At 49.1% G+C, this 23,633-nt stretch carries 22 protein-coding genes and 1 pseudogene; 7 read left to right on the top strand and 16 right to left on the bottom strand.

Annotation, left to right across the window (positions count from 1 at the left end):
• Positions 1 to 12: 12 nt before the first annotated feature.
• The 5 genes and pseudogenes from ACFPVS_RS04725 (at position 13) to hemE (ending at position 5,448) form a co-directional block, all read left to right on the top strand.
• A complete protein-coding gene (locus ACFPVS_RS04725) occupies positions 13 to 681 on the top strand; it encodes a thermonuclease family protein (RefSeq protein ID WP_096294942.1) in 669 nt (222 codons plus the stop codon).
• 139 nt (positions 682 to 820) lie between these two features.
• Positions 821 to 1,540: pseudogene (locus ACFPVS_RS04720) on the top strand (uroporphyrinogen-III synthase); the annotation flags it as partial.
• Positions 1,541 to 1,717: 177 nt separating this feature from the next.
• Positions 1,718 to 3,004, top strand: coding sequence for a uroporphyrinogen-III C-methyltransferase (locus ACFPVS_RS04715; RefSeq protein WP_232507577.1), 1,287 nt, complete (start codon positions 1,718 to 1,720; stop codon positions 3,002 to 3,004).
• Positions 3,001 to 4,224 carry a heme biosynthesis HemY N-terminal domain-containing protein gene (locus ACFPVS_RS04710; protein ID WP_096294944.1) on the top strand — a complete coding sequence of 408 codons (1,224 nt, stop codon included), beginning with the start codon at positions 3,001 to 3,003 and terminating at the stop codon, positions 4,222 to 4,224. Before ACFPVS_RS04715 ends, ACFPVS_RS04710 begins: the two co-directional genes overlap by 4 nt.
• 162 nt (positions 4,225 to 4,386) lie before the next feature.
• A complete protein-coding gene (gene hemE / locus ACFPVS_RS04705) occupies positions 4,387 to 5,448 on the top strand; it encodes a uroporphyrinogen decarboxylase (protein WP_096294945.1) in 1,062 nt (353 codons plus the stop codon).
• A gap of 61 nt (positions 5,449 to 5,509) precedes the next feature.
• Here hemE and ptrA read toward each other — a convergent pair whose 3' ends face one another.
• Entirely contained in the window at positions 5,510 to 8,452 is a 2,943-nt protein-coding gene (gene ptrA / locus ACFPVS_RS04700) for a pitrilysin (protein WP_378595450.1), read from the bottom strand.
• Positions 8,453 to 8,674: 222 nt separating this feature from the next.
• On the opposite strand from ptrA, the gene cls reads away from it, so the two are divergent.
• Entirely contained in the window at positions 8,675 to 10,168 is a 1,494-nt protein-coding gene (gene cls / locus ACFPVS_RS04695) for a cardiolipin synthase (RefSeq protein WP_378595449.1), read from the top strand.
• Between the two features lie 73 nt (positions 10,169 to 10,241).
• Here the strand turns inward: cls and ACFPVS_RS04690 are convergent, their stop codons facing one another.
• The 15 genes from ACFPVS_RS04690 to iscR all read right to left on the bottom strand — a co-directional run bounded on the left by ACFPVS_RS04690 (position 10,242) and on the right by iscR (position 22,111).
• A complete protein-coding gene (locus ACFPVS_RS04690) occupies positions 10,242 to 11,216 on the bottom strand; it encodes a class 1 fructose-bisphosphatase (protein ID WP_096294948.1) in 975 nt (324 codons plus the stop codon).
• A 63-nt stretch (positions 11,217 to 11,279) separates the two neighbouring features.
• Entirely contained in the window at positions 11,280 to 11,669 is a 390-nt protein-coding gene (locus tag ACFPVS_RS04685; protein WP_096294949.1) for a hypothetical protein, read from the bottom strand.
• Positions 11,670 to 11,810: 141 nt separating this feature from the next.
• Positions 11,811 to 12,656: a 23S rRNA (adenine(2030)-N(6))-methyltransferase RlmJ gene (locus ACFPVS_RS04680; RefSeq protein WP_096294950.1), complete on the bottom strand. Its 846-nt coding sequence runs from the start codon at positions 12,654 to 12,656 to the stop codon at positions 11,811 to 11,813.
• Between the two features lie 110 nt (positions 12,657 to 12,766).
• Positions 12,767 to 13,594 (bottom strand): KPN_02809 family neutral zinc metallopeptidase, encoded by an 828-nt coding sequence (gene ypfJ / locus ACFPVS_RS04675; protein WP_096294951.1) that lies wholly within the window; start codon positions 13,592 to 13,594, stop codon positions 12,767 to 12,769.
• A 181-nt stretch (positions 13,595 to 13,775) separates the two neighbouring features.
• Positions 13,776 to 14,285 (bottom strand): peptidylprolyl isomerase, encoded by a 510-nt coding sequence (locus tag ACFPVS_RS04670; protein WP_096294952.1) that lies wholly within the window; start codon positions 14,283 to 14,285, stop codon positions 13,776 to 13,778.
• A 109-nt stretch (positions 14,286 to 14,394) separates the two neighbouring features.
• A complete protein-coding gene (locus ACFPVS_RS04665) occupies positions 14,395 to 15,810 on the bottom strand; it encodes an SLC13 family permease (protein WP_096294953.1) in 1,416 nt (471 codons plus the stop codon).
• Between the two features lie 427 nt (positions 15,811 to 16,237).
• A complete protein-coding gene (gene hemB, locus ACFPVS_RS04660) occupies positions 16,238 to 17,242 on the bottom strand; it encodes a porphobilinogen synthase (RefSeq protein ID WP_378595448.1) in 1,005 nt (334 codons plus the stop codon).
• Positions 17,243 to 17,464: 222 nt separating this feature from the next.
• Positions 17,465 to 18,181, bottom strand: coding sequence for a DUF6973 domain-containing protein (locus ACFPVS_RS04655; protein WP_096294954.1), 717 nt, complete (start codon positions 18,179 to 18,181; stop codon positions 17,465 to 17,467).
• A gap of 102 nt (positions 18,182 to 18,283) precedes the next feature.
• Positions 18,284 to 18,784, bottom strand: coding sequence for a Fe-S protein assembly co-chaperone HscB (gene hscB / locus ACFPVS_RS04650; RefSeq protein ID WP_096294955.1), 501 nt, complete (start codon positions 18,782 to 18,784; stop codon positions 18,284 to 18,286).
• Between the two features lie 9 nt (positions 18,785 to 18,793).
• The gene (locus ACFPVS_RS04645) at positions 18,794 to 19,216 is read right to left on the bottom strand and encodes a hypothetical protein (RefSeq protein ID WP_378595447.1); all 423 of its coding nucleotides are present in this window, start codon (positions 19,214 to 19,216) and stop codon (positions 18,794 to 18,796) included.
• Between the two features lie 112 nt (positions 19,217 to 19,328).
• Positions 19,329 to 19,649 carry an iron-sulfur cluster assembly protein IscA gene (gene iscA, locus ACFPVS_RS04640; protein WP_096294957.1) on the bottom strand — a complete coding sequence of 107 codons (321 nt, stop codon included), beginning with the start codon at positions 19,647 to 19,649 and terminating at the stop codon, positions 19,329 to 19,331.
• 34 nt (positions 19,650 to 19,683) lie between these two features.
• A complete protein-coding gene (locus ACFPVS_RS04635; RefSeq protein WP_378595446.1) occupies positions 19,684 to 19,812 on the bottom strand; it encodes a hypothetical protein in 129 nt (42 codons plus the stop codon).
• A gap of 48 nt (positions 19,813 to 19,860) precedes the next feature.
• Complete coding sequence (iscU, locus tag ACFPVS_RS04630) at positions 19,861 to 20,247, bottom strand: Fe-S cluster assembly scaffold IscU (RefSeq protein WP_096294958.1); 387 nt, start codon at positions 20,245 to 20,247, stop codon at positions 19,861 to 19,863.
• 106 nt (positions 20,248 to 20,353) lie between these two features.
• Positions 20,354 to 21,568 (bottom strand): IscS subfamily cysteine desulfurase, encoded by a 1,215-nt coding sequence (locus ACFPVS_RS04625; RefSeq protein WP_096294959.1) that lies wholly within the window; start codon positions 21,566 to 21,568, stop codon positions 20,354 to 20,356.
• Between the two features lie 96 nt (positions 21,569 to 21,664).
• Positions 21,665 to 22,111 carry a Fe-S cluster assembly transcriptional regulator IscR gene (iscR, locus tag ACFPVS_RS04620; RefSeq protein ID WP_378595445.1) on the bottom strand — a complete coding sequence of 149 codons (447 nt, stop codon included), beginning with the start codon at positions 22,109 to 22,111 and terminating at the stop codon, positions 21,665 to 21,667.
• A 359-nt stretch (positions 22,112 to 22,470) separates the two neighbouring features.
• Between iscR and ACFPVS_RS04615 the strand changes: the two genes are divergently transcribed.
• Positions 22,471 to 23,625, top strand: a complete 1,155-nt coding sequence (locus tag ACFPVS_RS04615; RefSeq protein ID WP_096296093.1) for an ATP phosphoribosyltransferase regulatory subunit — start codon at positions 22,471 to 22,473, stop codon at positions 23,623 to 23,625.
• Positions 23,626 to 23,633: the final 8 nt, after the last annotated feature.

The raw sequence follows: 23,633 nt of genomic DNA, 5'->3' as shown, positions 1-23,633 counted from the left end.
TGGAATAACAAAATGTTGAAATGGTTGGCCATTGCAGCCTTGGTAACCGGTGGTTTAGGGTACAGCAGCGATAAAATCGACTGGCTGAAAGTCGGCGGCGAAGTTGTCGGGCGTATCAAACAGGGGAGCGATTGTAAAAGCGTGCTGCCCGATTTATACGAATTGGCCGGCATTGAGCAGACAGACAAACAAAAACAAAGCCAAAAGAAAAATTATACCGGCCGCGTAACGAGCATTTCCGATGGCGATACCATTCACGTCACCGATGGCAACGGCCGTAAACACAAAATCCGCATGGCGCATATTGATGCGCCGGAAATAAACCAAGCCTACGGCACTCGTTCGCGCGACCAGTTAAAGGCCGTGGCCGGTAATGCCAAAGTAAAAATCAAAGTATTCGAGATTGACCGCTACGGACGTGAAGTGGCGCAAGTGTTTAAAGGCAATACCGATTTGAACCTGATGATGGTGCATGAAGGCGCGGCATGGCACTACGAATACTATGCTAAAAAGCAGCAAAACAAACTGGCGTTTACCGAATACGCCGCCGCACAAAAACAAGCCAAAGGCGACCGCAAAGGCTTGTGGCGGGCAAAAAATCCGCAAGCGCCGTGGGATTTTCGCAAACAGCAAAACACTGAGCAAAACCAAAGCACGGGCCCCAAATGGTTTGGCTGGTAGTTTTCAGACGGCCTTTTTGCTTACCGCCAAACAGGCCGTCTGAATGCCGAGACTTGCGAAATCGGCAATAAATCGGTATGTTGGATTTGATTCTTTTCTCACGATTCATCAAGATTCTAACAAAAGAGGCCGTCTGAATATGTCCACTTTATTAATTGTGCGCCCCGAGGCGCGGGCGCAACAAGACATTGCTGTGTGCCGTCAATTGGGGCAGGATGCCATTGCATTCAGCCCCATCGAAATCGAACCCGATGAAACCGCTCTGGCCGGATTGGCAGAAGTGTTCCAACAATGCGATGCCGTGTTTTGGGTCAGCCCGACTGCCATCGAAACCGCTGCGCCGTATGTTGATTTTTCAGACGGCATGAAAGTCCAAATTACCGTCGGTGAAGCCAGCCGCCGAACCTTGAGCCGTTTTACCCCGCACGAAATTTTCAGCCCGGCCGACGGCAACGACAGCGAAGCCGTATTGCGGCTGCCGATTTGGCAAAACCTGCCGCAAAATGCCAAAATTTTGGTGGTGCGCGGTCATGGCGGGCGCGATGCCCTCATCGAAAATTTGCGCAAACATGGCTTTGGCGTGGCAGTGGCCGAAGTGTATTTCAGACGGCCTAAGGAATTGAATTGGCAAGATTTCTCTGAAAAAAATGTGCAAGCGGCATACATTACCTCCGCCGAAAGCGTGAAAACCTTGTTCGCACAAGTACCGCCGCCATTGGCGCAACGCTTGAAAACCTTGCTATACTTGACCCATCACGAGCGCGTAGCCGAGGCTTTACGGCAGGCCGGCGCCCAAAACATCCAATTGGTCGCCGCACTCGATGCTGCGGCTTTATCCCATGTCTCAAACGGAGCCGATATGAGCCAAACCGAAGACAAACAACCTGAAATCAACAAAAACGACGACAAACGCGTGATTGCGGTCGATACCGAAGGCAAAGCCGTGCCGTCTGAAAAAGCTGCAACCGAAAATGCGCCGGCCGAACCGAAGCCAGCTGCACCAGCGGCGGCTGAACATCGAATTACAGGAAATACTATGTCAGACAATAAAAATACACCGAAAAACGAGTCATCTTCCCAAGCACCAGCGCCCGTGGTGATTCAGCAGTCATCCGGTAAAGGCTTGGCCGCCGGTGCGCTGGTGCTGGCTTTGTTGGGCTTGGGAGCGAGCGGTTTCTTGTTTGTTCAAGGTCAGAATGTGTTGAAAAATCAAGAATTGGCCTTTACCCAAAAAATCGACAAAGCCGCATTGGGTGAGTCTGAAAACGCTTCTTTGCTGAAAGACAACATCAACCGTCAAACCACGATTCAAGCCGAAATCGAGCGTTTGGCCAATGCGCAAAAAGCCAACAGTGACCAAATCGAGTTAAACCGAAAAGCCTATCAGGAATTGGTCAAAGGCCGCGTCAATTGGTTGGTGGACGAAGCAGAGAGCATGCTGAATCTGGCTGCGCAACAATTGATGCTGTCGGGCAACGTGCCGGGTGCGGTAGGTGTGTTGGAACATGTCAACAGCCGCTTGAGCCGTTTCGACCACCCGGAGTTGTTGCCGATTAAGCAAGCCGTCAGCAGCGATTTGGCCGAATTGAAAAGCCGGCCTTATGTCGATGTTTCCGGTACTGCTCTGCGTATTGACCGCTTGGAAGCAGCGGTTGCCGGTTTGCCGCTGGTGGTAGATGGCACACTGAAACCGGGTGCGGTGGAGCAGGTACAGGAAAATCCGCAGCTTTCGTGGTGGGAAAATGCCTGGGAAAAATCGCTAGGCGCATTGAAAGGCTTGGTGGAAGTGCGCAATTTGGAGAGCAACGATTCGATGTTGCTGTCGCCGGAGCAGATTTATTTTGTACGTGAAAACTTACGCTTGCGCCTGTTGGATGCCCGCACTGCCTTGCTGCAACACAACGGTGAAGTGTATCAAAGCGATTTGAACAATGTCGAAGCCACGGTGAAACAATATTTCGACAACAAATCACCGGCCACCCAATCATGGCTGAAAGAATTGGCCGAGTTGAAAGCCTTGGATATCCGCATGACCGGCGGTGATGTGCTGAAAAACAGTTTGGCCGCTGTCCGCACTTATCAAGATGGCAGCCGTGCGCAAGCCGCCATAGCCGCCACGCCGGAAGCAGCCGAGCCGAAAGCCGCTTCTGAAGCGGTGGAAACGAAGGCCTCTGCGCCGGCGGCAGCTTCTGCCGCTATGCCTGAAGCACCTGCATTGCCGTCTGAAAACAAAGCATCACAGCCGCGCACGCCGGACGCACCTGCTGCCAAACCCGAAGCCGCTCAAGAAACACCGGCGCAAGCAAAAGGGGAACAGGCATGAAAAGCGTCATTTGGATTGTGATTTTATTTGCCGCTGCCGTGGGCTTGGCGCTGGCATCGGGCATTTATACCGGTAATGTGTATGTGGTGGTTGAGCAAACCATGCTGCGTATTAACCTGCATGCCTTTATTCTGGGGTTGATTGCGGCGGTAGTGATTTTGTATTTGCTGGTGAAATTCTTGGCCGGCGTGTTGAATGTGCCGAGCCGTTTGCAGCGTTTCGGTGTGGCGCGCAAAGAAAATCAAGCCGTGCATGCCTTAAACAGCGCGGGTTTGGCGTTTTTTGAAGGCCGCTTTGAAAAAGCAGAACTGGAAGCGGCCAAAGTGCTGACCAACAAAGAAGCGGGTGATAACCGCACTTTAGCTTTGATGCTCGGCGCACACGCAGCCGACCAGATGGACAATTTGGATTTGCGTGACCGTTATCTGAAAGACATTGAATTGCTACCGAAAAAACAGCAATTGTCGCGCTGTCTGCTGCTGGCGGAATCTGCGTTGAACCGCCGCGATTATCCGGCTGCTGAAGAGAATCTGAATGCCGCCGCGCAAATCAACCCGAACCTGACCCGCTTGGTGCGCTTACAGTTGCGTTACGCTTTTGATCACGGCAATGCGTTGGACGTGTTGAATAAAGCAGAAAAGCTGGCAAAAGCCGGTGCGATTAACGATTACGAAGCGGAACAATATCAAATTTGGGCATACCGCCGCCTGTTGGCGCTGGCTTCCGATCCAAATGGTCTGAAGGTCTGCTTGAAGCGCATTCCGGATAATTTGAAAGCCGGTGAAATGTGTATTGAAATTGCGCAAAAATATGAGCGTTTGGGCTTGTATGAGCAAGCGGTGAAATGGGTCAGCCAATACTATCCGCAAACGCAGCAGGTCGAATTGTTGGAGCCTTTTGTCGGGAGCGTGCGCTATTTGAGTGACCGCGAGCAGCAAAAAGCCATCGATACCGCCGACTCTTGGCTGAAAGCGCGTCCGGATAATGCGCAATTGCTGATGTATTTGGGCCAATTGGCTTACAGCAAGCAGCTTTGGGGCAAGGCGCAAGGCTACTTGGAAGCCAGTTTGGCGATTAAACCGAGCTTGAGTGCCCATTTGGCTTTGGCGCGTGTGTTCGACGAAACCAACCAACCACAAAAAGCCGATGCCCAGCGCAAGCTGGTGTTGGAAAGCGTGGTGGAAGAGGAAGAACCGGCCGCCCTGATTGCCAAAGCTTAAGCGCATTCAATTAAAGGCCGTCTGAAACGTTTCAACACACATGAAACCTGTTCAGACGGCCTTTTTGTGTTTACAATACGTTCATCATGCGCGATGACACAATGCGCATATTTCATTGTTCTTGGCCGCCTTTTCAGACGGCCTTATATTCAGAAAGCTGTCATGATTCCATTGCAAAACGATACTTTTCTCCGTGCTCTTTTAAAGCAACCTGTTGAATACACGCCGATTTGGATGATGCGCCAAGCAGGACGCTATCTGCCGGAATACAAAGCCACACGCGCGCAGGCGGGCAGCTTTTTGGATTTGTGTAAAAACACCGAGCTGGCAACCGAGGTGACCATTCAGCCTTTGGAGCGCTTTGACTTGGATGCGGCGATTTTATTTTCTGACATTCTGACCGTGCCGGATGCCATGGGCTTGGGTTTGTATTTCGCCGAAGGCGAAGGGCCGAAATTCGAGCGCCCGCTGCAGCATGAAGCCGACATCGCCAAATTGGAAGTGCCGGATATGGCTAAATTGCAATATGTGTTTGACGCGGTTACCTCCATCCGCACGGCCTTAAACGGCCGAGTGCCGTTAATCGGTTTCTCAGGAAGCCCGTTCACGTTGGCCTGCTATATGGTGGAGGGCGGCAGCAGCAAGGAATTTCGTACCATCAAAACCATGATGTATTCGCGCCCTGATTTGCTGCACAAAATTTTGGCCACCAATGCCCAAGCGGTAACGGCTTACCTGAATGCGCAAATCGATGCCGGTGCTCAAGCGGTGCAGATTTTCGATACGTGGGGCGGCGTGTTGAGCGATGCCGCCTTTGAAGAATTCAGCTTGCAATACATGCAGCAGATTGTGGCCGGTTTGAAACGTGAAAACGAAGGCCGTCAAGTGCCGGTAATTGTGTTCGCCAAAGGCGGTGGCTTGTGGTTGGAAAAAATGGCGGCTATCGGTGCCGGTGCGCTGGGCTTGGATTGGACTTGCAACATTGGTGAAGCGCGCCGCAGAGTGGGTGACAAGGTTGCTTTACAAGGCAACTTTGATCCTTTTGCTTTGTTTGGTACGCCGGAAAGCATCCGCTCCGAAGTGGCGCGTATTCTCGGCGACTACGGTCAGGGCAGCGGCCATGTGTTCAACCTCGGTCACGGCATCAATCAACACGCCAATCCGGAACATGCTAAAATTTTGGTTGATACCGTGCATGAATTATCGCGCCAATACCACAAATAATTGAAGCTTAGAAAAGGCCGTCTGAATTTCAGACGGCCTTTTATTTTACTGAAAGCAAAATTTAATATTCTTTGATTTCAAATTCTTTTTGCAATTTGGCAATGCTGGTTACTCGTTCATAGCCTTCAAATCGAGCGGCATCGCTTTCTTTCGCTTTGGTGCCGAGTGCTTGCGAAGCGAACACGAAACCTTCGCGTTCCATCACGGCTTTGCGGTAGAAATCGAGTAAGTCCTGCTTGGTGAGCTTTTCCGTTAAATCTATGATTTTTTGGCGGGTATCGAATTCATAGTTGCCATAGAGAAAGTCATTGGCATAACGCCCGGCTTCCTGAAGCAGCGATTCGGGCTTGCGGCGCAAGTGAATCAACATATTGTTGCGCTGGCGTACCACGTCTTCCTCGCTCAAGTCTTGCAGTTTTTGCCAGCTTTCCTCAAAGAAACGCTGATTGTGGCGCATAATTTCGGCTGGTGTGGCATCAGCGCTTTGCACGGAAAACTGCAAACCTGCTGTTTTTCCGATGGTATAAACACCTTGGCTGATGCTGTAGCCGAGCTGCTTATCGGTGCGTAAATCATCGAAATACCAACGGCTCAAAATACGGGTCAGCAACGAAGCACGTACGCGGCCTTCCAACCATTCGTAGTCTTTGGGCATGTAGATGATACTTAAAGCGTTGTCTTCATGCGGCACATTCACAATATGGTTGAGTTTGCGCTCGGATTGACCGACATCGGGATAGCGGATGCGATAGACATCAAGATTGGCGTTCGGCACAATTTTTTGCACATAGCGCACCAGGCTTTTGGCTTGTTTGTCGGAAAAATTACCAAATGAAAAGACGCGCAGGCCGTTGATGTTGCTGAGAATACGGTTCCGTACCATGGCAACGTCTTGTAAATTCACTTCTTTGGCACCGGTATAAAGATCGTCCCAGTCGAACGTAGGATAGCGTTCAAAATCATGGAACGCCGATACCGTCTGCGCCAAACTGCCGGCTTTTTTCCGGGCTTTCAAACCATCCAGTAAACGTTTGCGTGCCTGTTCGAGCTGATCGGCGTTGAGCGGGGTTTGAGTGAAATTGCGCAGATAATCGGTGGTGAGTTTGCCTAAATGCTGGGCATAGCCGCCGCTGTTGAGCACAAAACCGGTTTCCGTAGGAGTAATGCCCACCGACATACCGGCAATTTTCGATTGGTAGCTGAGTTGGCTTTGCGTCAAATCGTTCATGTAACCGAAGGCCAGAGCCGCTACACCGAGCTTGAGGTCGGGTTGATTGGGCATGATGCTGAACATCATGGTGATGGTAACTTCGGGATTGTCGCCAAAATGCTGCGAAGGCATGTGGAAGATTTTTAAGCCTTTTTGGTTGCGCAGCGCTTTGGGGTGACTACGTTTCACGCCTTGGGCATTGGCTGAGAAATCATCGGCAAAATAAGGATTGCGTTGTGGCAAAACTAATTTCGGATTGCCGCTGAAGTCGAGCCATTGGGCTTTTTGTTGTGTTGTAAACGGGCGGATATCGTACACCGCGCCGAAATAAGGCGTGGTGTGTTGCGATGGATTGAGGCCGTCTGAAACTTCCATCAGACGCATGTTGTCGGGGGTCATGCCGTTGAGTTTTTCCATGACTGCGGCTTTATCTAAACCGTCAGCAACAAAACCGGCATCAATAATATTGGCCAGCGGATAGCGCAGCATGGTTTCGGCCAATGCGGCGGCATAGCCTGCGCTTTTCGGCACATCCGTGGTTTGGAAGGACTGCTTCAGGCTTTCACGGATTTCCTGATAGTAGGCATCGTCGATACCGGATTGCTTAATCAGCTCAATTTGCTGGAAAATCATCGAGATAATACGGTCGCGCTGCTGCCAGCCTTTTTCGGTCAGGACCAAGGTCAACACAAACGCACTTTCATTGCCGCCGTTGTTGTCTGCCGGCAAAGCAAGCAGGCCGCTGTCGGATAGGCCGTTTTTAATCAGATAATCGCTGAGCGTACCGGCGGTGGTGTTGGTGAGGAGATAAGCCAAATAAGCACCGGTTTTTGCGCGGAATAACTGTTCTTCGTTTTTCGGATAACCAAACGTGAGCGTGATGGATTTTTCCGGTCGAAGCGGCTTGTATTGCAGTACAATGGCTTTATCCTGCTCACGGTAAAGCGGCACATTGATTTTTGGTTCAATCACCTGTTTATTCGGCATTTTGCCCAAGGTATCAGCCGCAAGTTTGGCCAGTTGCTCTATCGGCTGCCTAGAATATAAAACGGCCTTGAAAAGATTGGCAGAATAGTATTGGCGGTGGAATTTCAGCAATTCATCGTGGAGCTTGCTGCCGGATTTATCTCGCAGGCTTTCGCGGCTGCCGTGTAAGGATTTGGCACTCGGATGCGCCGGGTTGACCGTGTTGGCACCGATACTGGCCAGCAGAGCTGCATCGCTGGCTTTGGCGCGCACTAATTCGGCATTAACGGCATTCAACTCTTTTTTAGAATATTCGGGTGACAAAATCGGAAACGCCAAAGCATCGGCCATACGCGCCACTGCTTCGTCAAAAGCATCATGGTTGACTTGGAAATGATAGGAGGTGCGCATGAAATTGGTCGACGCATTGGTACGGCCGCCATTTTTTTGTAAGAATGTCATCAACCCGTCGACATCAGGATAGTGTTTGGAGCCCATAAAAATCATGTGTTCCAAATAATGCGCCATGCCTTGCTGGGTGATGGGGTCGTCTTTCGAGCCAATTGGCAACGCAGCGGCCATGATAGACTGGTTGGCAGCAGGGTCGGAAATCAGCAATACAGTCATGCCGTTGGCTAACGCTACCGCACGGTATTCGGCCTTGTCTTTCGGCGCTTTGCGGACGGTTTCACCGATAAAGCGGTAAGGGGTGGCCACTGTGGCAGAGGCCGTCTGAACATTTTCTGCGGCGGCATGGGGAAGGGAAATGCTTAAAAGCACAGTGAAAACGGCGGTATAAACAGTACGGACCCCAAAGAATCGGTTCATTATCGCTCCTGAATGTGGGCTATTTGTTCAGATGTTTTTTTAACATATCATGCCGTCTGAATAAAGATTTATGGTGGAATCAGTAAATAGTGAAGCAGTATAACAAAACTTAAAAAATTTGATAATCTTTCTCAATCATATATTTTCAGACGGCATTCGGTTGGCAGTTAACGCATGGCTTTGGCGTATAATGGCCTTATTCTGATTTTCCTGATTTTGAGCATGACTTTTTTAAAAGATATTACTTGGACGGAGATTTTCGTCGTTATCCACACCACGGCAGCCTTGGCCTGTATGCTGCGCGTGCTATACAAACAAAAAAACATCGGTTCGACATTTGCCTGGCTGATTATTTTATTTTTGTTTCCTGTGTTTGGCACCATTGCCTATATTTTAATCGGCGAACCGCGCTTAGGGACTGCACGCGCCAAACGCAGTGACGAAATGAAGCGCTTTTACGGCGAATTTGCCGAAAAATACCTGCATGATGTGCATCTCGACATCAGTGGCCAAATGAAACCGCATCTTCACGGCATCAGCCAAGTGGCGGCGCACACCACCGGCTTGGGGGCGACGCAAAGCAACGCCATGACCTTGCTTTCCACCACCGATGCCATCATCGACACCATGATTGCCGATATTGAACAAGCGCAAGCCTCGGCGATGATGGCATTTTATATTATTGATGCGCAAGGGCGGATTGAGAAATTATTGGAAGCGCTGATGAACGCAGCCCGGCGCGGCGTTGATTGTGCGATTTTGGCCGACGGTGTGGGCAGCAGTGATTTTCTAAACAGCTATTGGGTCGGACGTTTGCGTCAGGCCGGTGTAGAAATTGAATGTGCCTTGCCGGTGGGTTTGTTCAAAACCTTGTTCACGCGTACTGATTTACGCAATCACCGCAAAATTTTGGTGGTGGACAACAAAATCGGTTACACCGGCAGCTTCAATTTGGTTGACCCCAGCTATTTCAAACAAGATTCCGGCGTGGGCGAATGGATTGATGTGATGATGCGCTGTACGGGGCCGATGGTGTTGGAAATGGCGGTGGTGTTTTTTGCCGATTTGGCGGTAGAGGATGATGAAAACCTGCAAGGCATTCAGCAATATTTGAAACAGAATGAAGACCGCATTCCGCAAATGTTACCCGAGAAAATGAAGCAGGGCAATGTCATCGCGCAAGTGATCCCATCAGCGCCCGGACAGAGCAGTCATGTGATTTACGAAACTATTGTCAGCGCAATTTATGCGGCTACTTATCAAATCACCATAACCACGCCGTATTTCGTGCCGGACGAACCGCTGCTGCTGGCCTTAACTTCAGCTGCTAAGCGCGGCGTGGATGTGACTCTGATTGTGCCAGCCAAGGTTGATTCGACCATGGTGCATTACGCTTCGCGTGCCTATTATCCGATGCTGCTTGAATCGGGGGTAAAACTGGCTTTGTTTGACGGCGGCCTGCTGCATGCCAAAACCATGACGGTTGATGACGATTATGCGCTGTTCGGCACGGTCAATATGGATATGCGCAGCTTTTTCCTGAATCTGGAAATCAGCTTGGCGATTTACGACCAAGGTATGACGCAGAAAATTTACGGTTTGCAACAAGGTTATTTAGCCGACAGTCAATATATTTCTGCCGACGAATGGCAGCAACGCTCGAAATGGTGGATTTTGGTGGAAAACGTGGTACGCCTGATGAGTCCGCTTCTTTGATATAAAAGGCCGTCTGAAATTTCAGACGGCCTTTTGGTTTTCAGTGATTCAAACTCAATCGTCAGCTTAAATATCAAGCTTTGTGCAGTTCATTAACGTGTTCCACTTCTTCGCGGCTGCCCATGATGACCGATACGCGTTGGTGCAGGCCGGTTGGTCGGATGCTGAGAATATCCTCCAGCGCATTGCTGGCCGCGCCACCGCTTTGGGCGAAAATCAGGCTCAACGGGTTGGCTTCATACATCAGACGCAATTTACCCGGTTTGCTTGGGTCGCGTTTGTCTTGCGGATACATAAACACGCCGCCGCGCATCAAAATGCGGTGAATTTCTGCGACCATGCTGGCCACCCAGCGCATATTGTAGTTTTTGCCGCGCGCGCCGGTTTCACCGGCCAAAAGCTCGTCGATGTATTGCCGCATGGGTGCGAACCAGTGGCGCCGGTTCGACATATTGATGGCAAATTCTTTAGTGGCAGCCGGAATTTGCGGATTTTCTTGCGTCAACACAAATTCGTTTTGCTCATTCAGGGTGAACACGAATACGCCGTGCTTCAAGGTGAACACCAATTGCGTTTGCGGGCCGTATAACACATAGCCGCTGCCGACTTGGTTCTGGCCTTTTTGCAGGAAAGATTCGGTATCCAACGCGCCTTCGGGTTTGGCTAAAATCGAGAAAATGGTGCCGACGGAAATGTTGACATCGATATTGGATGAACCGTCGAGCGGGTCGAACAATACTAAATAGCCGCCGTTATCGTTGCAGGCGACAAAAGTGTCTTCTTCTTCGCTGGCCAATCCGGCGACATTCGGATTGCTTTTCAATACATCAATCAATACATCGTTGGCAATGACGTCAAGTTTCTTCTGGTCTTCGCCTTGCACGTTGCCCGTTCCGGCCATGCCCAACACACCGGCCAATGCGCCCAAGCGGACTTTATCGCTGATCTCTTCACAGGCGGAAACAACGGATTGCAACACGCTGCCCAATTCGGCGGGTACGTCGTTTTGTTGCAGGTGTTGCGGTAAAAATTGCGCTAAAGTAGTCATGTCACACTCTTTTCTTTAATAAAAGTCATGGAATTTGGGTTTCAGACGGCCTAACGCTCAGCTTTATTGCGCCGGGGTAATTTCCGAAGCCACGGCTGAGGCAGCTTCAGGCCGGCTAATGCTCTCTTCAGCACAAGCCATGGCGGCGCTGCTGAGTTTGTCGGTGAGCTCCGGGCTGATTTTTCCTGCGAGCATGTCGGTTAAATCTTGCGTAGAAACGCTGTCGAACATTTTACCGGCGGTGCAGTCGCAGATTTGGCGGACTTTTTCTGCCGAGACAAATTGCTGGTCTTGCGGCACGCGGCTGACGCATTGTCCGGAAACCACGTTGATAAAGCCGTTGCGCATTTGCTCGTTGACGGCTTGGGAAACGGGATCGTTTTCCGCACCGCTGCAGGCGCTTAACAAGAACGGGGTAAGGGATAAAGCAAGTAAATAAAGGCGTGGACGCATGAGATAAGGCCGTCTGAAAAGGTGTAGTTAATTGTAATGGAAAATGCAGGTGTATGCTATCTTTAACGGTTGGCGGCAATATGCGGATAATCTAAAGACTAGGACATCGGAATCATTCAGACGGCCTACAGTCTATAGGATTTATTTAATTTGATAATCCAGCATAAATTTCGCCCCTTGGTCTTGCGCCAAAATATCGGTGAGCGCAGGTAGGTTGTTTTGCAACTGTCCGGCCAAAAGATAGGGCGGATTGATGATGAACATGCCGCTGCCGTGCATACCGAAGCCGTCGGCGTGTGGTGTGTGAACGTGTAATTCGGCCCGCAGATAATTTGTCGGTGAAAGCTTTTGTAATTGTTCCGGTAATTTACGGCTTTCTTCGCGGCTCAAGCATGGATACCACACCATGTAGCAGCCGGATTCAAAGCGTTTTTGCGCTTCTTTCAGCGTTTGCGCCACGCGCTGGTAATCCTGTTTTTCTTCATACGGCGGATCAATCAGTACGACGGCGCGACGGGCGGGGGGCGGCAGCAGGGCAATCAGACCTTGGTAGCCGTCGCTTCGGCTGATGATGCCGCGTCGGCCTAAGCGGGCTTCGCGCATATTGTTTTGCAAATGTTGAAAGTCGCTCGGATGTAGCTCAAACAGGCGCAACTTGTCGCTCTCGCGCGTGAGTGCTTGCGCCAGCCAGGGCGAGCCGCAATAAAGATTTTGTTGCGGTAGAATATGTTTCAGACGGCCTTTGAATTCGGCCAGCTCGCCGGGCAGCTTTTGCGCTTGGTTGAGCAGGGTAATACCTTGCTTGTATTCACCGACTTTCTGTGCTTCGCTGCTGCCTAAATCATATAAACCGGCGCCGCTGTGGGTATCGATATACCAATAGGGTTTGTCTTTGCGGTTGAAATATTCCAAGGCGAGAAACAGGGTGAAATGTTTGAGCATATCGGCATGGTTGCCGGCATGAAAGGCGTGGCGGTAGCTGAGCATGGTGGCCGTCTGAAAAGTGAATAAGAGACAGGATTATAGCAAATTTGATGCGGCGGATTTTGATAAAAGGCCGTCTGAACGATTCAGACGGCCTTTCCCAAAGCTAAAAATCAATTGGCAGCGAAGGTGTTGCATTGATTGATGCCGCCGCTGTCGATACCGCGTTTCAGCCACGCCATGCGCTCGGCAGATGAGCCGTGGGTGAAGCTGTCGTGCACGACATAACCTTGCGACTGTTTTTGCAGGCGGTCATCACCGACGGATTCGGCAGCCAGCATGGCTTCTTGCACGTCGTTGGTGTCGAGCAGGTTTTGGTTGATGGAATCACGCGCCCAAATACCGGCGAAGCAGTCGGCCTGCAATTCGAGTTTCACCGATAAAGCATTGGCTTGGGTTTTGCCCGCACCACGTTGCGCTTGGGTAACTTGCGGCAAAATACCCAACAGGTTTTGTACGTGGTGGCCGACCTCGTGGGCAATCACGTAAGCAAAGGCAGCATCGCCGGAAGCACCTAATTTGGTGCGCATATCTTCATAAAACGACAAATCCAAGTAAACGGTTTGGTCGCCCGGACAATAGAAAGGCCCCATTGCCGCTTGACCGGTACCGCAAGCGGTGGATGTGCCGCCGATGTAGAGTACCATTTTGGCGGGGCGGTATTGTTGGCCGTGTTGGGCAAAAACTTTGCTCCACGTCTGCTCGGTATCGGCTAAGACTACGCGCGAGAGTTCGTTTAACTGGCTTTCCAATTTAGTGTCGAGAGTGGATTGCCGGCTCATGCCCGCGTTTGGGGTGCCGACCAGACCGGATAGATCGACACCGTAATAAGCGCCGACCAACAATACGATGATGCCGATGATGCCGGGCGTTTTACCGCCACCGCTTCTGCCGCGGCGGTCTTCTACATTTGAGCTCTGTCTGCGTCCTTGCCATTTCATGTGTGGATTCCTTATGGTGTTATGGTTTTGCTGCTTATTATACGTGACAATGGAAAATTCCGTTAGCGTGAAAATGAGCGGATGATGATTTGAATTTAATGCGTGATTTTGTGCTTTATACACAGATAATAAAAATGCCGTCTGAAAAAAGCTCAGACGGCATAAATCAATGAATAAACGATTAAACTGTTTCGGCTTTGGTGATGATCACCGCTTCAGCCGGCACATCATCGTGGTAGCCGTGGCGTTTGGTGGCTACGCCTTCAATAGCATCCACGACGTCAAAGCCTTCAACTACTTTGCCGAATACGGCATAACCCCATTCTTGCACCACATTGCGGCCGTGCATTTCTTTAGAACGGTGGTTCAGGAACGCGTTGTCGGCAGTATTGATGAAGAATTGTGCGCTGGCGGAGTGCGGATCGGAAGTGCGTGCCATGGCAACGGTGTATTTGTCGTTGGACAAGCCGTTGCCCGCTTCGTTTTGAATCGGCTCGCGGGTGTTTTTCTCGCTCATGTTTTCATCCATGCCGCCGCCCTGAATCATAAAACCTTTAATCACGCGGTGGAAAATCACGCCGTCGTAGAAGCCGTCTTTAACGTATTGCTCAAAGTTGGCCGCGGTAACCGGCGCTTTGTCAAAGTCCAATTCGATTTTGATGTCGCCTTTATTGGTATGCAGAATAATCATGGGATTCCTTTCGTTAAATATTTTTTGAAAATGGAGTGTAACAGAGAAAATTCAAGGCCGTCTGAAAGAATTATTTTCAGACGGCCTTGAATCAAAGATAAGCGATTGCTTACATCAATACAAAGTATGCCCACAAGGCAACTAAGAATATACACATGATGTTGAGTAATAAGCCAACATTCATCATTTCTTTCTGACGGATCAAGCCGGTACCGAACACAATCGCATTCGGCGGCGTGGCCACCGGCAACATAAATGCACACGATGCGCCGATGCCGATAACGAATACCAATACTTCTTCAGGCAAACCCATTTGCGCGGCGATGGTGGCAAAAATCGGTACCAACAGCGCGGCAGAAGCAGTGTTGCTGGTAAATTCGGTCAGGAAGATAATGAACGCCGCCACCACAAAAATCACCACCAACGGATGTGCATCCGAGAAAGTGGTTGCCACTTGTTGACCCAAAGCCAATGACGCGCCGGATTGTTGCAGCAATGCGCTCAAGCTGATACCGCCACCGAAGAGCATCAATACGCCCCAGTCGGTATTGCGGGCAACTTCTTTCCATTGCGCTACACCGAACACCACCACCGCAATCGCCGCCATCAAGGCAATCACGGTATCCGGATTGGCGATGCCGAATGTGGCTTTGATTTTCGAGCTGAAAATCCATGCGCAAGCGGTTACCAAGAAAATCAGCAGGGCGATGACACGGTGTAAAGTCCACGGAATCACTTCGGCTTTGACTTCAACACGATCGTTTAAATTCGGTTTCAGAATAATAAATAAAGACAACAGCATCAGCGGCAAAATCAACAGCATCATCGGCAGACCGAGCTTCATCCACTCGACAAAGTCCAAATCCAATGCTTTGGCAGCAATCATGTTCGGCGGCGAGCCTACTACCGTACCCAAACCACCGATGCTGGCGCAATAGGCGATACCGAGCAGCACGAAAACGAAGGTTTTACGGTCTTTTTCTTTATCCAAGTGATCCATCATGCCCATCGCCAACGGCAACATCATGGCCGCAGTGGCGGTGTTGCTGATCCACATCGATAAAAACGCGGTTACGCCGAACATCATCAGGACAGCGGCTTTCATGTTACCGCGTGAAAGCCTCAGCAGGCTGACAGCAATTTTCCGGTCAAGGCGCTGCATGTGCATGGCGGTAGCCAAAGCAAAACCACCGAAGAAAATATAGATGGTCGGATCGGCAAAACCGGCCATGGCTTTTTTGATGTCCATTTCCGGAAACGCCAAAATCGCACCGGCCACCGGCACCATCAGCGCAGTAATGGTAATGTGTACTGCTTCGGTAAACCACAAAATCGCCACGAAAAGAAGCAAGGCCAAGCCTTTGTTGGCATTGGTTTCGTAAGGCAGAATATGGTAAATGCCGTAGCAGAGCACAGCAGCCATCAGAGTGATAATCAGGCCTTTAAAGTCGGTAATCGGCTTTTGTGCGCTGAGCAGCTCGACGTTCTCCGCGTGTTCGGATTTGTCTTTTGCATGTAAATCCATACTGCGTTCCTTTGTGAGAGTAAATTGAAAAAGACAGAATTTCGAAAAGATTATTTTATTATTCAGAACGTAACTTTATTGCTTGAGTTCAAAATACAAAATAATAGTAATAATTGAATAGAAGTATATTTGTAATTGAAAATAGTGTAAATATATATAATGTAAAGCATTTTTAGCGGCAATTTCAATCGCTTCATTTTTTATTAATAACAAACAATAACTTAGCTTATTTTATGGATACGTTTTTGAAATTAAGCAGTCATGAATGAGATTTGAATGTTAAAAATAAGATTGGATCAGTTAAGCTATATGGGGTAGTTGAATCGTTAGCAATGCTAATGATATAAAAAAGGCCGTCTGAAAAATAAAACAGAGTTTCTGGATGATGTTTCAGACGGCCTAGATAATTCAAATATAAAGATTTGGCTTATTTCATGCGCAGCATTTTTGCCGCTTCAATGGCGTAGTAAGTCAAAATGCCATCAGCACCGGCGCGTTTGAAGGCGAGCAAACTTTCCAAGATGACTTTTTCGCCATCCAGCCAACCATTTTGAATTGCAGCTTGCAACATCGCATATTCGCCGGATACTTGGTAAGCATAGGTAGGCACGCCAAACTCTTCTTTCACACGGCGCACCACATCGAGATAAGGCATGCCCGGTTTCACCATCACCATATCCGCACCTTCCTGCAAATCCAAGGCAACTTCCTGCAAGGCTTCGTTGGTGTTGGCCGGATCCATTTGGTAGGTTTTTTTATCCGCTTTACCTAAATTACCCGAGCTGCCAACTGCATCGCGGAATGGGCCATAAAACGCAGAAGCGTATTTGGCAGAATAGGCCATAATGCGGGTATGGATGTGGCCGGCTTCTTCGAGTGCTTCACGAATCGCCAGAATGCGGCCATCCATCATGTCGGAAGGTGCCACCACTTGTGCGCCGGCATCGGCGTGGCACAAAGCTTGTTTCACCAATACGTCGATGGTTTCATCATTCATCACATAACCGTCGGCATCAGTCAAGCCGTCTTGACCGTGGATGGTGTGAGGGTCGAGCGCAACATCGGTCATGATGCCCAATTCGGGAAATTTTTCACGTAAGGTACGCACTACAGTCGGCACCAAGCCTTCCGGATTATAGGCTTCTTCGGCCAATTCGGTTTTGTTTTGCGTTACCACCGGAAACAAAGCCAACATCGGAATGCCCAACTTCAGGGCTTCCTCGGCAGTGAACAACAATTTATCCAAGCTTTGGCGTTTTACGCCCGGCATAGAGGGTACATTTTCTTCTGCGCCTTCTCCTTCCAGCACGAAAACCGGATAAATCAAATTATCGGCCGTCAAAGTATGCTCACGCATCAGACGGCGGGAAAAATCATCTTTACGCATACGGCGCATGCGGGTTGCAGAAACAAAACGAGATGGAAAATTCATGTTTTAACCTTTCTGTGAAAACGCTGTTGCCGAAACCAATGAGGTTTCAGACGGCCTTGAGTGGAGCGGCAGCTTCAGCTTCATGCGATGCTTGGCAATACTTCAAGAGCTCAATTTCAAATACGGCATTAAGTGTACGCCGATTTGCTGGCCGGCAGAAGTGCGGCCGCTGAAAAATTAAGGGAGCCTTTGAAGGCTCCCGCTGAAATGTGAAGGCTTGGATTAATCTTGAACCTTGCTGATGGCTTGCACCGATTTGGTGATGTCACGCAAGGCGCCGGAAGAATATTTGTGCTGTTCTTCTACGGTCATGCCGTCTGAATTTAAGGGCGCCAAATTGGCAAGGGCTTTTTTGTATTCGGCTTGACTCAATTTATTTTGGCTGATGCGCCAAACCTTGCGTCCTTGGTCTTCGGCTTGAGTGGCCGTCCACAAGCCGACTTTGTGGTAGTAGAATAAAACGCCGTGGGCTAAGGTTTTCATGTCGGCATTCGGTTTGCCGCTGCCGATACTGCGGCCAATACGGTTGTTGCGCAAATCAACAGCTTGGTCGGCAGCCAAGCGGCTGTAATAATCGGTTTTGCCTTCACGTAAATCAGTATCGCTCAAGTAGGCATTACCTGCACGCTCGGCAATATTGCTGTCAAACTGTGATGCAATCGCCGCTTGCCAAAGCGTGTGGCGCACGGCATTAACTTGTGTGCCGCGTCCATCGCCATTAGCTTGGTTGTCTAAGCCGGTGCGTTGCGACAGGCGGACGGCATTGCTGGTGATGTTGCTGGATTTTTTATCTTGAACCCCGATGGCTTGTGCGGCAACGGGGTGGCTGATAAAAAATTGGGCAATTTTGCTGCGACGGCTTTGGTTATCTTGGTAGCTTTGACAACCGGTAAGTAATAAACCGCCTAAGGCCAAAATGAATAATTTAGTATGTGTCATGATAAAAATGATATTGTCTTGATATTATTTTCAGTATTTAACATAAAAATACATCAAATTGAAAAAAAATTTTCAGACGGCCTCATTTTGCCTATCAGTGGGCTATAAAGCGGCGGCAATTTCGCTGCGCAGCTTGTTCAGAAAACGACCGTGGCGTACCAATCGGGCAGCGTTGTCATAATCTTCTTTGGCAAATGCGCTGTTGATTGCGTCAAACAATGATTGCTGTTCGTCTCGAATTTCGTTATCTAAAGCCACAATTGCCGTTTGGTTTTGTTCCATTTGCGCATCCATTAAGGTTTCGCGCCATTCCATTTGCTGCATCAAAAATTCAGGTGCAAAAGCCGTGTGTTCCGGAGCATCAGCTTCGATGTTTTGCATTTTCAATAAATAGGAAGCGCGGTCGAGCGGGTTTTTTAAGGTTTGGTAAGCTTCGTTGATGGTGGCCGACATCATCACGGCCTGTTTCTGCTCGAAAGTGGACGCGGCGGCAAATTTATCGGGATGAAAACGTACCGCTAAATCCCGATAGGCTTGTTCGAGTTTTTGTTCATCAAGATTGAATTGGACAGGCAGTTGGAATAGGTTGAAATATTGGCTCATGATAAAAAATTATACAGCCGGGCTGTGCGGCTGCTTTCTGTGTAAAAAGTGGAATAAGCGGAAAGGTTTTTTCTCAGCAGCAATGTCGGCAGCCAATTGTTGCAGATCGGCAGTATAGTCGCTTTCTTGTTGGGAACTTCGTGCCATTTTGACGATGGTGCGCTTGGCTTCTCGTGCGATTGATGGTTGGGCATCTTGGCGCAATTGAGCCAAAATATAAACGCTTTCCGGCGACGGAATTTGTTGTAAAACTGCAATCAGATTTAGGCGCCAAAACTCAGGTTGGTTCGGTAGACTTTGCACTAGGGTTTGCCAGTCTTGGCTTTGAAAGCTACGCAGGCAATCTTCGGCTTCCAACAGGCCACAATCTTCCCAGTAATCGTGCGAACAATGCCGGCTTTGTAAAAGTATTTGATTTAATTCGATAAACATAACGCTATACCCGTAATATAAATATTGTTTTTAAAAATTTAATGAGTATAGCGCAAGTAATGCCGAATAAATACTTTAATTTAAACAATTGTTTTGATGGTTAGCGTGTCGTTTACACATGGAAGCTCTCGCCGCATCCGCAAGAGTCTTTGACATTCGGGTTTTCAAATTTGAAACCTTCCTGTAAACCTTCTTTGGTGTAATCGACCTGGGTGCCGTCTAAGTAGACAAGGCTTTTCGGATCGACGAATATTTTTGCGCCAAAGGCTTCGAATACGGCATCCGATTCTTCCGACTGGTCGACAAACTCCAGATTGTAAGCCATGCCCGAGCAGCCGCTGGTTTTAACGCCTAAACGGACGCCTAAACCTTTGCCGCGTTTTTCAAGATAGCTGTTGATGTGCTTGGCTGCATTTTCTGTGATGGTAATCATACTGACTTCCTTATTCCGTTGCTTCCATATATTTTCAGACGGCCTGCTGCCGCAGCAAGTTTTGGGTATCGTCCAATCGCATTTTCCCCAGTCGGCGGATAACCGTAGGGCCGACCCCTTTAACCGATAACAGCGATTCGGTTTCTTCTTGGCTAAACGCCATATCCAACTCCTTTTCAGACGGCCTTTGATGGATGAACCGCCTGAAAGATTATTGTGTTTCTTTTTTCTTGCGATAATCGGCAACCGCTGCTTTAACTGCGTCTTCGGCCAAAATCGAGCAGTGGATTTTTACCGGCGGCAATTCCAATTCTTCGGCGATGTCGCTGTTTTTGATTGTCAAAGCATCGTCTAAGCTCTTGCCTTTTACCCATTCGGTGATCAGGCTGGAAGAGGCGATGGCAGAACCGCAGCCGTAGGTTTTGAATTTGGCATCTTCAATAATGCCTTCATCGTTGACCTTGATTTGCAGACGCATTACGTCGCCGCAAGCCGGTGCGCCGACCATGCCGGTGCCGACGGTATCGTCGCTTTTATCGAAAGTGCCGACGTTGCGTGGGTTTTCGTAGTGGTCAATTACTTTATCGCTGTATGCCATGATGTGGGTTCCTTATCTTTTACTGTGATTGTTCTTTGAGGCCGTCTGAACGGGTGGGCAAGGTTAATGCATAACGTGTTTCAGACGGCATATTGGGGTAATACGATTAATGTGCGGCCCATTCGATGGTATTCAAGTCGATACCGTCCAAATGCATTTCCCACAATGGTGAGAGCTCGCGTAATTTGCCGATTTTCGATTTAATCAGCTCGGCAGCGTAGGCCACTTCTTCTTCGGTGGTCATGCGGCCGAAGGTGATGCGTAGGGAAGAGTGCGCCAATTCGTCGTTGCGCCCCAATGCGCGCAATACATAAGAAGGCTCCAGTGAAGCGGAAGTACAGGCAGAACCGCTGGATACGGCCAATTCTTTCACCGCCATAATCAGGCTTTCGCCTTCGACAAAGTTGAAGCTGATATTCAGATTGTTTGGCACACGGTGTTCCAAATCGCCGTTGATGTATACTTCTTCGATGCCTTCAATGCCTTTTAAGAACACGTCGCGCAATTTCAGATAATGAGCAATGTCTCGTTCCAGTTCTTCTTTGGCCAAACGGAAGGCTTCACCCATGCCGACGATTTGGTGGGTAGCCAAGGTACCGCTGCGGAAACCGCGTTCGTGACCGCCGCCGTGCATTTGCGCTTCCAGGCGGACACGCGGTTTGCGGCGGACATACAAAGCACCAATACCTTTAGGACCATAAACTTTGTGGCCGGACATAGACAGCAAATCCACTTTGGCCGCTTCAACGTCTACCGGAATTTTACCGCAGGCTTGGGCAGCATCGACGTGGAAAATGATTTTGCGTTCGCGACAGATTTCGCCGATGGCCGGAATGTCTTGAACGACGCCGATTTCGTTGTTAACCCACATTACCGAAACCAAGATGGTATCTTCACGGATAGCAGATTCCAAAACGTCCAAATTCACCAAGCCGTTTTCCTGTACGTCCAAATAAGTGACTTCAAAACCTTGGCGTTCCAACTCACGCATGGTATCAAGCACGGCTTTGTGTTCGGTTTTTACGGTGATTAAGTGTTTGCCCTTGCTTTTGTAGAAGTGGGCGGCGCCTTTGATGGCTAGGTTGTTGGATTCGGTGGCGCCGCTGGTGAACACGATTTCTTTCGGGTCTGCGTGAATCAAGGCAGCAATGTTGGCACGTGCTTCTTCAACAGCTTCTTCTGCCACCCAGCCAAAGCTGTGGCTGTTGGACGCAGGATTGCCGAATAATTCGGTTAAATAAGGAATTATTTTGTCGGCAACACGTTTGTCAACCGGTGTGGTAGCTGCATAGTCTAAATATACAGGGGTTTTAACAGACATGGTTTGTTCTTTCTATTTTATATATCAGGTAGTTTTTATATATCAGGTAGTTTTTATATATCAGGTAGTTTAATGTTTATATATATATCAGGTAGTTTAATGAATGTGTGTAAAGGTAACGGTTTTGACATCGTTTTCAGTATGCTTTTTCTCAATAATGCTTTGCAGGGTAACGCTGCTCAAGTAATTGTTGATGGTCGTATTGAGGTTTTCCCATAAATCATGCGTCAGGCAAGGAGCGCCGTGGTGGCAATTGGCTTTGCTGCTGCACTGGGTAGCGTCGAGCTTGTCTTCAGCCGCTTCGATAATTTGGGCGATATTGATTTCAGAGGCAGGGGAAGCCAGAATATAACCGCCGCCCGGACCGCGCAAGCTTTCCACCAATTGCGCACGACGCAATTTGCTGAAAAGCTGTTCGAGGTAAGAGAGAGAAATGCTTTGCCGTTCGCTGATGGCGCTGAGTTTGACGGCACCGGTTTGTGCGTTCATGGCCAAGTCAATCATGGCAGTCACGGCAAAGCGCCCTTTGGTGGTTAGTCTCATGGTATGTGCCTTGTGTGGCTTTTTATCATGGGTTAATTTTCTAATATCTGAGTAATTTAGTCAAGTATGTGGCTCGGTATGGCGATTGTTTGTTTTAATCGCGACGTTGATTTCTTTCAAATGGCAATAGATATTGGAAATATAAACACGCCGTCTGAACATTTCAGACGGCATGATAAGATTGAAAAGCAACTGCACAAATGTAATTTTTATGCTAAAGTCTGATTTTAATAACTTGATGGTTTGCGCCATCATCAGGGGCTGTTTAAATTTGAAATCAGGATATACGGGAAGGCCGCATGGGCCGTCTGATTTTAAGTTTAAGCAGCCTTATTTATGTTTACAAAAGGTACACAATCATGCAATCTTGGCAATTACCCGAGCATGTTGCTGATGTTTTGCCGACAAATGCCCGCCAATTGGAAAGCGCACGCGAGCAATTGTTGGCTTTATTCCGCGTGCACGGTTATGAATTGGTGCAGCCTCCGCTGATGGAATACAGCAATTCGCTGCTCACACACATCGATGCAGGCTTGTCGTTGAAAACCATCCGTGTGGCCGACCAAATCAGCGGCCGTCAATTGGGTATTCGTGCGGACATTACCCCGCAAGTGGCACGTATCGATGCGCACCTGCTTTCTGCTAATAATGGTATCAACCGTTTATGTTATGCCGGTTCGGTATTGCATGCGCGCCCTGACGGTTTTTTGAAAACGCGTGAGCCTTTGCAGGTAGGAGCGGAGCTTTACGGTTTTACCGATATTGCTGCCGATATTGAAGTGGTCGACTTGATGCTCAAGAGCATGAAAATTGCCGACTTGGGCGAGTTGCTATTGTCTTTGGGGCATATCGGCGTATTCCGTGCTTTGGCGCAATCAGCGAAATTAAGTGAAGAACAAGCGGCGCAATTGCTGGCTTTAATGCAAGATAAAGATGCTCAAGCAGTTACCAGTGAAGTGAGAGCATGGAAACTGGACGGCATGTGGGCAAAAGCCTTTACTTTGTTGCCAACCTTATATGGCGGGCGTGAAGTGTTGGACGAAGCGCGTGCTAAGTTGCCGGATCTGTTTGCCGTCGGTCAGGCGTTGGATGAGTTGCAAGCGATTTTCGCTGCTTTCCCTGAACAAAACGTACACATCGATTTATCGGAGTTGCGTGTTGACAATTACCATACCGGTTTGCTGTATGCCGCTTATGGCTCGAAAGGCCATGATGCCGTAGCGCGCGGCGGCCGTTATGACGGCTTGGGCGAATATTTCGGACGTTCGCGTCCCGCAACCGGATTCAGTTTCGACTTACGCGGCTTTATCGGCCGCTTGCCCAAAATCGACCGCCAATCAGTAGTGGTGGTGGCGCAGGAAGATGCGCAAAAGGCTAAACAAGCCATTGAAAATTTGCGTGAACAAGGGCAGTGTGTGATTGTCGACTACGGCATGGAGCATAATGGCTCAAAAGATATTGCAGGCCGTCTGAAAGAAGTCGGTGGTGAGTGGAAAATCATTGGAATTAATTAATTTTTAGA

It is taken from the genome of Neisseria weixii, assembly GCF_042658245.1.
Classification (GTDB): Bacteria; Pseudomonadota; Gammaproteobacteria; order Burkholderiales; family Neisseriaceae; genus Neisseria; species Neisseria weixii.
The sequence above is the reverse complement of the archived record's forward strand: the minus strand, read 5'-3'. Positions and strand labels throughout refer to the sequence as shown.